Source organism: Planctomycetota bacterium (assembly GCA_039182125.1).
Classification (GTDB): domain Bacteria; phylum Planctomycetota; class Phycisphaerae; order Tepidisphaerales; family Tepidisphaeraceae; genus JBCDCH01.
Genome location: JBCDCH010000050.1, coordinates 22,138 through 31,529, shown reverse-complemented (window position 1 = coordinate 31,529; position 9,392 = coordinate 22,138). Strand labels below are relative to the sequence as shown.

Annotated in this window: 6 protein-coding genes and 1 tRNA gene; 4 read left to right on the top strand and 3 right to left on the bottom strand. The window is 62.4% G+C overall.

Annotated elements, in window-relative coordinates; translation table 11 throughout:
- The 4 genes from AAGD32_13065 to AAGD32_13050 form a co-directional block, all read left to right on the top strand.
- Positions 1 to 1,190, top strand: a 1,190-nt coding sequence (locus AAGD32_13065; protein ID MEM8875173.1) for an AAA family ATPase, incomplete at its 5' end; no start/stop codon positions are given.
- Positions 1,187 to 2,851: a type I restriction-modification system subunit M gene (locus AAGD32_13060; GenBank protein ID MEM8875172.1), complete on the top strand. Its 1,665-nt coding sequence runs from the start codon at positions 1,187 to 1,189 to the stop codon at positions 2,849 to 2,851. The genes AAGD32_13065 and AAGD32_13060, both read left to right, overlap by 4 nt.
- Before the next feature lie 154 nt (positions 2,852 to 3,005).
- Positions 3,006 to 3,545 carry a hypothetical protein gene (locus AAGD32_13055; protein MEM8875171.1) on the top strand — a complete coding sequence of 180 codons (540 nt, stop codon included), beginning with the start codon at positions 3,006 to 3,008 and terminating at the stop codon, positions 3,543 to 3,545.
- A 328-nt stretch (positions 3,546 to 3,873) separates the two neighbouring features.
- Positions 3,874 to 4,215, top strand: coding sequence for a hypothetical protein (locus AAGD32_13050; protein MEM8875170.1), 342 nt, complete (start codon positions 3,874 to 3,876; stop codon positions 4,213 to 4,215).
- 317 nt (positions 4,216 to 4,532) lie between these two features.
- Here AAGD32_13050 and AAGD32_13045 read toward each other — a convergent pair.
- The 3 genes from AAGD32_13045 to AAGD32_13035 form a co-directional block, all read right to left on the bottom strand.
- A tRNA-Cys gene (locus AAGD32_13045) sits at positions 4,533 to 4,606 on the bottom strand.
- A 61-nt stretch (positions 4,607 to 4,667) separates the two neighbouring features.
- The gene (locus AAGD32_13040) at positions 4,668 to 6,455 is read right to left on the bottom strand and encodes an ABC-F family ATP-binding cassette domain-containing protein (protein MEM8875169.1); all 1,788 of its coding nucleotides are present in this window, start codon (positions 6,453 to 6,455) and stop codon (positions 4,668 to 4,670) included.
- Between the two features lie 18 nt (positions 6,456 to 6,473).
- Positions 6,474 to 9,209 carry a right-handed parallel beta-helix repeat-containing protein gene (locus tag AAGD32_13035; GenBank protein MEM8875168.1) on the bottom strand — a complete coding sequence of 912 codons (2,736 nt, stop codon included), beginning with the start codon at positions 9,207 to 9,209 and terminating at the stop codon, positions 6,474 to 6,476.
- Positions 9,210 to 9,392: the final 183 nt, after the last annotated feature.

The window sequence follows — 9,392 nt, the reverse complement described above, 5'->3', positions numbered from 1 at the left end:
CTCGCGGCCAAGGTCGCGGAAGGCGTTGGACAGGCGCGTTTTTCCAGTACCTTCAAGAGCTGTTCACCCGGAACAGCAAGCAGAAAGACTTCATTCTGCTTTTTGGGTACAACGGGACTGGAAAAACGCGCCTGTCCAACGCCTTCCGCGACCTTGGCCGCGAGACGGATGCCAACGGTGAGACGATCAAGCGGAACACGCTCTACTTCAACGCATACACCGAAGACCTGTTCACGTGGGACAACGCCTACGCCGATGACGGCATCCCGAAGCTCAAGCTGCAAGCGGGCTCTAGGTTCTTCAGCGGACTGCCGGGGTCGACGCTCGACCGGAAGATTCGAGCACTCGTCAGTCGCTACGCCTCCTTCGAGTTCGACATCAAGACCGAAGTCGACAGAAACGGCAACCTGACTGAAGCGGAGGTGCTCTTTTACCCATCGGGGGCCGAGGACCCGGACCGTGAAAGTGGCCCCATCAAGATTTCTCGCGGCGAGGAGAACATTTTTGTTTGGTGCGTTTTCTTGGCAGTAGTCGACTTGGCCCTGGCCGGCGATGCGCAATACGACTGGGTCGAGAACGTCTACATCGATGACCCCGTCTCTTCGCTCGACGAGCACAACGTGGTGGTGCTGGCGAGCCATCTCATCCAGTTGTATCGCGATGCGGACGACATCCAAATGAAGACGGTGGTTTCCACTCACCACCCGTTGTTCTTTAACGTGCTTCACTACGAGTTGAAGTCGTTGACCGGCATCGATGCGACACGATTGTTCTTTAACCAGAACGCGGATACACGAGAGTACACGCTGAGATACGAGCAAGGCGACACCCCGTCGTTCCACCACGTCGCCTCTCTAGTGGAACTGGACCGCGTGGCGAGGATGGGGGAGATTCACAAGTACCACTTCAATGTCCTCCGCACCGTGCTAGAGAAAACGGCGATGTTCCTCGGATACACCCACTTCGGGGCCTGCATCCGGAGGCAGCCGAACGACCCTGACGGCATCCTTCACCAGCGGTTCGTCGACCTGCTCAGCCACGGCAAGTATTCGCTGTACGACCCGGACACGATGGGCGAGGAGACAAGAAAATACTTCCGGCTGATCGTCCGCGACTTCCTCGATCGCCACCCGTTCAATCCGATTCTCTTCTCCCATGGGGAGATTTCCCTCGAAGATCCGCCGTCATGAGCAACACCGACCAAAAACAACTCGGCAAGCTCCTCTGGGACATCGCCGACGAGCTGCGCGGGGCGATGAACGCCGACGACTTCCGCGATTACATGCTCGCGTTCCTCTTTCTCCGCTACCTCTCGGACAACTACGAAGAGGCGGCGCGGGCGGAGCTGCGCGGCGAGCTGCCCGACGCGGACGACGTCGGCAATGGCGGGCGGACGCCGCTGTTGGTGTGGTATCAGAAGCACGGTGACGACGGCGGCGTCGACGATGACGAGGCCGACCAACCCGAAGCGACCGTCGGCTTCGAGGCGAACATGCGCCGCAAGGTCCACTACGTCATCAAGCCGCGCCACCTGTGGACCAGTATCTACCACCTCGCCCGCAACGAGGACGACGACCTACTCACGCGGCTTGACGAGACGTTCAAGTACATCGAGAACCGGTCGTTCCAGAACGCGTTTGGCGGGTTGTTCTCCGAGATCAACCTCTACTCGGAGAAGCTCGGGAAGGGTCGACCCGCCCGCAACAAGAAGCTCTGTGCGATTGTCAAGAAGATCGGCGACGGGCTCGAAGCGATGTCGGCCGACCGCGACGACCTCGGCGATGCGTACGAGTATCTGCTCGGCGAGTTCGCCGCCGGCAGCGGTAAGAAGGCCGGCGAGTTCTACACGCCCCAGCGGATCAGCGACATCCTTTCGCGGATCGTCACGCTCGACGCCCAAAACCCGGCGATGGGCGAGCGGCAACACCTGGAGCAGGTCTACGACTTCGCCTGCGGCTCCGGATCGCTCCTGCTCAACGTCCGCCACCGCGTGAAAAAGGACGGCGGGACGATCGGCAAGATCTTCGGGCAGGAGAAAAACGTCACGACCTACAACCTGGCACGCATGAACATGCTCCTGCACGGCGTGAAGGACCGGCAGTTCGAAATCTTCCACGGCGACACACTCACCAACGACTGGCCGATGCTGCAAGAGCAGATCGGCGGCGGGGAGCGGCCACGATTCGACGCGATCGTCGCGAACCCGCCGTTCAGCTACCGCTGGACACCCACTGAGTCGCTTGGCGAGGACCCGCGGTTTAAGAGCCACGGGCTGGCCCCGAAGTCGGCGGCGGACTTCGCGTTTCTACTGCACGGCCTGCACTACCTCGCCGACGACGGGACGATGGCGATCATCCTCCCGCACGGCGTGCTCTTCCGTGGCGGACGCGAGGCGAAGATCCGCAAGCAACTCCTCGCGGACAACCGGATTGACACGGTCATCGGGCTGCCGGCGAATCTTTTCTACTCGACCGGGATTCCGGTCTGCGTGCTCGTGCTCAAGAAGTGCAAGCGGCCCGACGACGTGTTGTTCATCAACGCCGAGAAACACTTTGACAAGGGCAAGCGCCAGAACCACCTCAACGCCGGGCACATCGACCGAATCGTCGAAACCTATATCGAGCGGCCCGCGGAGGTAACGCGGTACGCCCGCCGGGTGTCGATGGCGGAGATCGAGGCGAACGACTCCAACCTGAACATCTCCCGCTACGTGAGCACGGCCGAGCCGGAGGAGCAGATTGATCTGGGCGAGGTGCATGCGGCGTTGGTGGACATCGACAAGCAGATCAAGGACGCCGCCGCGCAGCACAACGGCTATCTGAAAGAGCTCGGACTATCTGATATTCCGTGAAGTCGAGCGCCCATCCGTTCGACGCTCCGCCCTCGCGAAACTCGTGAGATTGCCGGTTTGGTGGTCCGGTCGGTCCTCAACACGCGGGCCACAGACATTCAACCACCCTGCCCCGCTTAGGTACTTCGGCGGGGCCGGTTTTGCGAAGGATGACATGAACAATGTTGAAACTGCCTTCGTCGTCGCAACCACGATTTGCCGCCGCGTGGGCGACAGGGACTTCGACCCACCGGAAGCCATTTACAGCCCGACTGAAATCGACCGTGCCGAGAAACTTGCGATCCTGCTCAGTCGCGAAGGTTGCTGGGGCGTGTTCGAGGCGTTGGTCGGCGATTGGGACGACCGACTGCTGTGGCCGGAGCAGGTCAACAAGCTGGCCGACTACACCGATGATAATGATGATGCCACTTCGGGCGACGCCGGTATAGCACTTGCCCAAGCGCACTTCGCATGTTGTCACTGGGCCGAACGATTGAACCTAAGCCTCCGTGTGCCGCGTCGGTCAGTTACTTTGTCGCCATTCGGTTCCATGAAGACGACCTTGGGTCCAACGGACAACCCGACCCAATCCCGTTGTGGTAAGGAGTATCCGAAGAGCAGGCCGCGGACGTTCGTGACGGTTTGGCGGTGTTGTATGAATGCAGCGTCGAGGATGCATACCTCGGCCAAGGTTCATGAGAGTGGGAAACGATGACCGTGGAAAGTCGTGGGGTGATCGCCGCAACTGCGATGCAGGTGGCAGAGGTTGAAGCCAGCGACCTTCAGTGGATGGACGGATCAGTCATCGATGACCGCGAGTCACCTGTCAAAGCCTGCATGGCGATCGCTGAGGCGATCCAGCTCGGAGAAACCAAGACCGTCGAAGTGAGAGACTTGGATAGCGATGACGTCGATGAAGTCGAGCCGCAAAAGGCACAAACGCGGTCGCCGGTGAATGAGAACACGATGGCGACTAGCGACAAACCGGGGCCGCAGTGGTTTGTCGAGTTCTGGACCGATGGCGTCTGGCCTGACCACGCGGTATGGGAAGCACCCAACCAGTCGGTAACCGAAGCGGTCGCAAACGTGCCCAACTCTCCGCGGCACCACCAACACCGTCACGACTGCGGCGGGCCGACTTCGCGTTGCAAGGTGACGCCCCCACCGTGCGCGTCACCGCCGGCTCCGTGAAGAACCGCAAGGCCGCGACGTTGCTGCTACGCCCTGTCACCGCCGCCCTGCTCGACGAGCACTTCGGCAACAAGATGCCCGCCGCCGCGCTCGACATGCCGCTGGCCAACCGACTCGCCGCAGTGATGCGCGACGACCTCGACCATGCCTGCAGTGCATGGCTTGCCGAAGCCGTCGACGACACCGCCCGGTGAAGAACGCGCAGACACTCGCCCGCCAAGGCGACGCCCAGCTCACGCTCAACGTCTACGCCCACACCAATGCCGCCGAAATCGCCGACGCGATGGCAACCCTTCCCGACTATGAACCGGTCGAAGCCGTCGCAAACTCCGACAGCACCACCGGCCGGCCTGTCGAAACCCTGCCAAATCATGTGACAGAATTTGTGCTAAATCGTGTAACAAAACCCGTCACAATCGGTAACCAACAAACCCCAAACCCGGCGGGTCGCCGAGCCGAAGATTGCCAAAAACATTGCGAAATTCGCCCGATTCGGGGAGAAAACCAAAAAAGGCCGGAGTGGGATTCGAACCCACGAATCACGGATTTGCAATCCGTTCCCTTAGTCCACTCGGGCATCCGGCCGGGAAGAGGAGCTTAGGCGGGGTCGAGGGGAGTTGTCCAAACTCGGTTACGGAGGGACCCGTCAGGCTCCCACCGCTTCCAAGGCCTCCCAGCGGTCGTACAGGCGGGCGACCTCGGCCTGAGCGTCGCCGAGACGTTGGTAGACGTCGGCAGCTTTCACGTGGTCGGCGGCGAGCGTTGGGTCGGACGCTTGCTGCTCGAGATCGGCGACAAGCGCCTCGGCCGCGTGGATGGTCTCTTCCATCGACTCCAGCTCGCGCTGCTCGTTCCAGGTGAGCTTCCGCTTGGTCGGCGTCTTCACGACCGTTGCCTTGACCTTCGGCGCGACGGCTTGCTTTCGGGCTGCTTCTCGGGCGCGCTCCCACTGGGACAGGTCGGCGTAGGGATGGGCATTGCCCTTGCCATCGAGCGCGAGAAGTTCGGTCGACACGCGGTCCAGCAGGTAGCGGTCGTGTGTGACAAGCACGACCGCGCCGGGGAAGCCGAGCAGACTTTGTTCAAGGACGTTCAACGTCGGGATGTCGAGATCGTTGGTCGGCTCGTCAAGCACCAGCACGTCGGCTTCGCGGAGCATGAGCCGGGCGATCACCACGCGCGCCCGTTCACCGCCGGACAGGTCGCGGACCGGCATGTCGAGTTGGTCGGAACGGAACAGAAACTTCTTGGCCCATCCGCTGACATGCATGGGCTGGCCGTTGAGCGTGAGTACGTCGCCGGTCGGGAATAGTGCGCGGCGGAGCGTCTCGTCGAGGTTCACCTCACGGCGATGTTGGTCGAAGACGACGACTTTCAACGCATCAACGCGAAACACGTCGCCGGTGTCGGGTTCCAGTTCGCCGGCGATGAGGCGGATGAGCGTGGTTTTGCCGGAACCGTTTGGGCCGATGAGACCGAGCTTGCTGCCAGGCGAAAGCGTGACATTGACGGCGTCGAACAGCGGCTTACCGCCGAGCGATTTCTTGACGTTGGTCAGTTCGACGAGCTTCTTGGTACGTCGGCCGGAGGCGGCGAAATCGATGTCGGCCGCGCCGGTGTGAACGTTGCGTTGCTTGACGTCGGCGAGTTCGTCCATCATCTGGCCGGCGCGTTCGATGCGTCCCTTGGCCTTGGTGGTGCGGGCTTTCGCGCCGCGGCGGAGCCATTCGATCTCGCGCTTGACGCCGGACTTGAGTGCGGCCTCTCGGCTCTCCTGCGCGGCAAGAAACTCCTCACGTTTGACAAGAAACTCGCTGTAGGTGCCGTCGTGTCCGAGGAAGCCGTTGGGGTAGCTGCGGTCGAGCTCGACGAGACGGTTGGCCGTTTCCTCGAGAAAGCGTCGGTCGTGAGTGACGATGAGCGTGGCGAACTTGCCGCCGCGGAGCAGTCCTTCGAGCCAAAGCACGCCCTCGACATCGAGGTGATTGGTCGGCTCGTCCATGAGCAACACTTCGGGATCGCCGGCCAAATGGCGAACGACCGAGAGTCGCTTGCGCCAACCGCCTGAGAGCTCGCCGGCGAGCTTCGAGGGTTCATCGAAGCCCGCCCTGCCCAGCGCGACCTGTGCGGCAATCTCACGCTCGTGATCGTCGAGGTGTGTGTCGATCCGATCCAGCACGAGATCGAGGCACGAGCGATCCGGATCAAAACGTTCCTCCTGCGGAACGTACTCGACGCGCAGGTTGCGGCGGACTTCGAGCGTGCCGTCGTCGGGCTGTTCTTGGCCCGCGAGGATCTTCAGCAACGTGGTCTTACCGCTGCCGTTGGCACCGATGAGTCCGACGCGCTCGCCGTCGTCAATCCCGAGCGTGATGCCGGCGAAAAGCTGGCGTGCGCCGAAGGACTTACTCAGGTTTCGCCCGGACAACAGCATGGCCGCACGGTATGCCGATCACGGCAGCGCGTACGACACGGCGAGGACGATCACGCTCACATCACGGTCGGGGTTGCCGATCATTCGGAAGGCCGTGACCTGTTTGTCGGGGTGCGGGTTTTCGATCTCGGCAACGTAGACATACGCCGGCGAACCACCGACATCGCCGGTAAGGATGACGTGGCGTGCGTCGTCGTTGTCGAACGGCGTGAACTGGTGCCACCACTCGCCGATGATCGGCGCGCCGGCCTTGTCGGCTTCGGGGATGATGTCGATGCCGGCCGTGCTGCCGTCGTCGTAGACGAACTCGTACCGCCCCACCGGGTCGGGGTCGTTATCGAACCACCCGCCGCCGTGCAGGACGTAGAGCGTGCCGATGCGACTACCGACGGCGACATCGACCGACTCGGGCGTGGGCTTGCCCATGGAGTGGGTGATCTTGCCCGACCGTAACGCGATGCCCGCCGCCGCATCACCGGACGGATCGGCGATGTCAAAGGGAACGCCAGCATATTCAGTCTTGCCGCCGGGCAGTTGCACGAGCTGGTTGCCCGCGCCGATCCAGGCGTCTTGTCCGGTGGCCGCTCGGTTCAGGTGCGACGAAATGTCGACGGTGCGCCAGTTGTTGTCAACAACCGCGGCCGCCGATTGGAACGGAGGGCCGCCGGTCCCGCGGGCTTCCTTGGTGATGCGGATGAACCGCTGTGTTTGCTCCATCGCGTGTTCGAACTTGGCGCGATCCGCGGCGGACATCGCGGCCGGAAGGTCGGGAAGCTGCTCGCGGACGGCGGTGTTGCCGATGGCCCAATCGAACGCCTCCGCGTCGGCCAGTTGGGGATCCAGCGTGTGGTTCGGCTTGAAGAACGCCGCGTCACCGTCAGCGTTGTGATAGACGTTGCCGGAGGTCTTGAGGGTTTCGATGAACTCCTGGTACTGGTACGGCTCGCTTTGGTCGAGCAGCAATCGACCGCCCTCCCCCACCGCGAGGAGGTTGTCCTCGATAATCCAGTCCTTGGAGTAGTTGGCGTACTCGGACTCCTCGCCGCGCTTGTGGAGGAAAATGATCGGCCGATCGCCGGTGGCCGAGTACATCAGGTTGTCCCGGAACTGCATGTTCCAGCTCGTGCCGTTAATGCCGTAGAGGCCGTTGGAGTTCCAGATGACGTTGCGTTCGAGTACGACGGGCCCGGTGAGCTTTTCGAGGTAGACCTCCGCGCCATAGAAGTTGCCAGCGAAGATGTTGTCTTCCATCGTGATCGGCGCGACGGCGGTGAACGACTGGTCGAGCCAGAACCCGTGCGTGAGGTTGCCGAACGAACGATGGTTGCGGATGGTCAGACCGGTCTGACCGTTGAGGCCGAAGAACTTCACGGCCGCCGCGTCCCAAGAGTGCTCGTCGCCGGTGTGGCCGCGCCAGTTGTTGTACGAAGACTCGCAGCCCTCCATGAGGTAGTTGTCGACCTTGTAGCCGCCGGACAAGCCGCACCAGCCGTTGCCGTTGAACGTGGTGTTGCGGATGGTGATGTCGGTCGCGCCTTCGCCGATGCTCATACCCTCACCACCGTTTTCGTTGAAGCCGCAGTCTTCGATGAGCAGGTTGTTGACCCAGATGTTGACCGGGTTCTTGTCGTCGGCCGCCGCGGTTGCTGCATGGCGGAAGGTGATCCCGCGGAGCACGACGTTCTCACGCGCTTCGATCGTGAGCAGGTCACGGCGTTGGGAAACCTCGACCGACGCGCTGTTCGGATCGACGCCGATCGGCGGGCAGAGATAAATCTTGCCCTCGGACTCGTTGACGCCGAACGTTCCGGGCACCAGATCGGCCGGCGATCTCTCTCCCCGCTTCACCCACTCGCCGGGCTTGTTGGAGCCGTCGTCGTTTTCGGCGAGCATCACCGGACCGTCTTCGTCGGACCAGGTAAACAACTCCAAGTCGACCGGCACCATGATTTGCCCATCGACCGCGACCACCTCACTGCGGCATGCCCCCGGCGGCAGCAGATACCCCCACGGCGCCCAACGCTGATCGGTCAGGCCCCAGGTTTGGTTCCAGTCCCTTACATAAACGTTGCCGGCACCCTCGACCGACGTCCAGCCGCCGGTCCAATCGTCGGCACCCGTCACGATCGCGTCCTCGCCTTCGATGATGAGCGTGGCGTCGGGATTGCCTTCCCAGCCGGTGATCGTGATGCCGCCCTCGCGGTAGATGCCGGGTGCGAGGACGATCCGCACGCCCTCGCCGGCATCGAGCTTTTCCTGCGCTTCGGCCGCAGCCTTGGCAAACGTGCTTTGCGGGTCGGTGTGGATGGTGTGAACCACGGCCGATTCGTCAACGTCGGCACCGGTCACCACCGCGTCTTCGGGATTGGCGAACGTTACCGTGAGGCGACTGCCGAGCCACGGCCACGCCTTGCTGCTCTTGGTGATCAGCACCGGATGCTCGAGCACCGCCAGCGGCGCGACAAAAACACCGTCGGGCGTGTGGAAAGCGAACTCATCGCCGCCCGGCAAACGGTACTTGCCCAGGGTCTGTGGCTCGGCGGTCAGGATCATCACCATCCCGTCGGCTTCCTGAAACGCGCGGATTTCCACGCCATCGGCAAGGGTGCGTGTGTGCGTCGGCGTGACGTCGGCGTAAGCGGCCGGGTCGATCCCGTCCACCGGCAACGGCTTAGCATGCAATAGCGGCGCGCACCACAGCGAAGCAACCAATGCCGCTTTCGCGGCAAACGTTCGGGTAAGTACTTTGTTCACGGGAAGGGTCCTCCGACCATCGTTCGTCGCTGTCACGTGCACGTCGGCACGTCTTGGTTCAGGCCGCACGGCGTACAGCGGAACGCCGAGGGGCGGAAGGATGGTAACCGTTAAACCGATCAGCGGCAAACCCGCGAAATCGGGATGAACTTCCGCCCTGCGACCGTTCGGTCGGCATGCCGT